Below are 2,497 nucleotides of genomic sequence, written 5' to 3' on the forward strand. Positions count from 1 at the left end.
ATAAACAAATACACTTTTTTGCATTCGGTCTCATTAACAATCGCTTTACTAATGACAGATTCCTGTCTGGCGGCTGAGACATTAGATGAAGAAAATAAGACGGTTGAGGAGGGCAAGACTGAAGGCTCGGCCACCAAAGCAGAGGATACAATCAAGTTGGATGCCATGACGGTAGTTGGTAATAAAATGGATAGCTATTCGGCGCCTCGTACAAGGTCAGCTAGCAAAACCGATACGCCGACACTGGAATCACCCGTTTCAATTCAAGTAGTTCCTAAATCGGTTATGGAAGATCAAAAGAGCGTCAGAATCAAAGATGCTTTGGAAAATGTCAGTGGAGTGCGCGCAAGGTCTACAGGAAACCTGGGGACGGGATACATTATTCGCGGTTTTCAGACAGATAAAACCTATCGTAATGGGTTGATAGCCAATGCAGGGAATGATGCATTCTCTGCTGAATTCGATACCGCTAATATTGAAAGCATAGAGGTCTTGAAAGGCCCGGCATCTGTATTGTACGGGCGAAGCGAGCCGGGTGGACTGGTAAATATCAACATTAAAAAGCCGCAAGCAACCCCCTATTATTCTGTTGAGCAGCAAATGGGGTCTTATGATCATTATAGAACCCAATGGGATGCAACCAATGCGATTACAGATGATGAATCATTGCTTTATCGCTTCTCTGGAAGCTATCAGAATAACAATTCTTTTCGCGACTTTGTCTCGGCCGACCGCTTTGTACTGGCACCGAGCGTAACATGGCAGCCCACTGATGCATTGGATTTTACCGTTAATTTAGAATGGCTGGATCAAGATTATCAGGCGGACTTTGGTATTCCAGTTGTCGGTAATCGTCCAGCTTCAATTCCGATTAACCGCTCAATGGGAGATTCCAACGACCCAATCGATAACCAAAGGTCAGTACATTTGGGTTCTGAAATGAATTATAGCTTTAATGAGGACTGGGCAGTACATAACCGTTTTTTGGCAAGTTACAATCACAGTGACATGGTATTTCTTACGCCTGCTCCTGCTCATGGTATCGCCTTAGAAGCGGATAACAGAACTTTTGGCCGTAGCGTCTTTGCTCAGGTATCTGATGAAGAAACGTATACGACTAACCTGGATTTAACAGGTAAGTTTGAAATGGCTGGAACGAAACATGATATTTTGATCGGTTTTGATTATTTACGGTCTTATACCCAGTACCAGATTCATGGCGCTTACTATGCACCCACTCCGGGCTTGGAGCTTGATATTTTAAATCCAAGCTATGGTATCGATACGGCCGTATTTAATATTCCACGTAACTCGGAAGGCTGGAATTTTCCAACCTACTTGGCAGATTGGTATGGGGTTTATTTTCAAGATCATATTACTTTATGGGATAAATTACATATAACCGGTGGTGGACGTTATGACTGGGCGCGCACTGGTAATGAATGGAATGAATCTTTTTCAGCCAGTGATGCCAACATGAAAATGAACCCTGAAGAAGGCTTTAGTCCTCGAGTAGGTATTGTTTATCAACTGAATAAAGAACTGAGTCTATACGGTAACTGGACGACCTCTTTCGGTGCTAATAATGGTATATCGGCAACAGGTTCAAGTTTCGATCCGGAAATTGGTAAGCAATTTGAAGCGGGGATTAAATCCGAGTTGTTTGATCAACGTCTAACGACAACCTTGGCCTACTATCACCTTACCAAAGAAAATATATTAATGCCGGATTTAAGTACAGCGAATCCTAGTGATAAAACTACTATTGGTAAAGCACGTAGTCAGGGAATAGAGCTGGACGTGTTAGGACAAATAACCGATCAGTTTAGTCTCATTGGCTCTTATGCATATACTGATGCTCGTCAAATTAAAGACGACAACGGCAATGAGGGCAATCGTTTAACCAATGTGCCTGAGCACTCAGGAAGCTTATGGGCCAAATATGATTTTAACGGTTACGAAGCACTAGATGGTTTTAGTATCGGTGTCGGCGGTGTTGCAGCAGGAAAGAGGGAAGGTGATTTGGAAAATACTTTTCAATTATCAGGTTTTGTTCGTATGGATGCTTTTGCGGCGTATCACTTGAAAGTGGGTGAAACTAAAGTGACTACGCAAATTAATATACGCAATCTTTTGGATAAAGACTATTTTGAATCTACCGACCTTGGCTCTAACGCGGCGCCTCGTAATAGTGTTTATATAGGTGCGCCATTAACGGCTATTGGTTCATTGCGGATAGAGTTTTAAATAGCAATTCTTTTTTCAAGAGCCATTAATAATTGTAGGTTGTACTGAGTAGCAACCTACGTTCCTACAAGGGAACGACAGAGAAATTAACATTGAATGCATCGAAAATAAATTCAGGGCATTTAGCCAGTCTAAAAAAACGCCGTAAACTGTGGCTAAAAGTTCATTTATACCTGGGCTTATTTGCAGGTGCGATATTACTGGTTATCGGTTTGACCGGCAGTATTTTGTCTTTTTGGCTGGACATTGA

The 2,497-nt window shown here is 42.1% G+C and carries 2 protein-coding genes; both read left to right on the top strand.

The features are described 5' to 3' along the window. On the top strand, positions 1-2,247 hold a 2,247-nt coding region (locus Q8L89_07270; GenBank protein ID MDP1708845.1), incomplete at its 5' end, for a TonB-dependent siderophore receptor. A gap of 92 nt (positions 2,248-2,339) precedes the next feature. Beyond that, positions 2,340-2,497, top strand: a 158-nt coding sequence (locus Q8L89_07275; protein MDP1708846.1) for a PepSY domain-containing protein, incomplete at its 3' end; no start/stop codon positions are given.

Source organism: Gammaproteobacteria bacterium, from assembly GCA_030680605.1.
Classification (GTDB): domain Bacteria; phylum Pseudomonadota; class Gammaproteobacteria; order SURF-13; family SURF-13; genus JAQBXX01.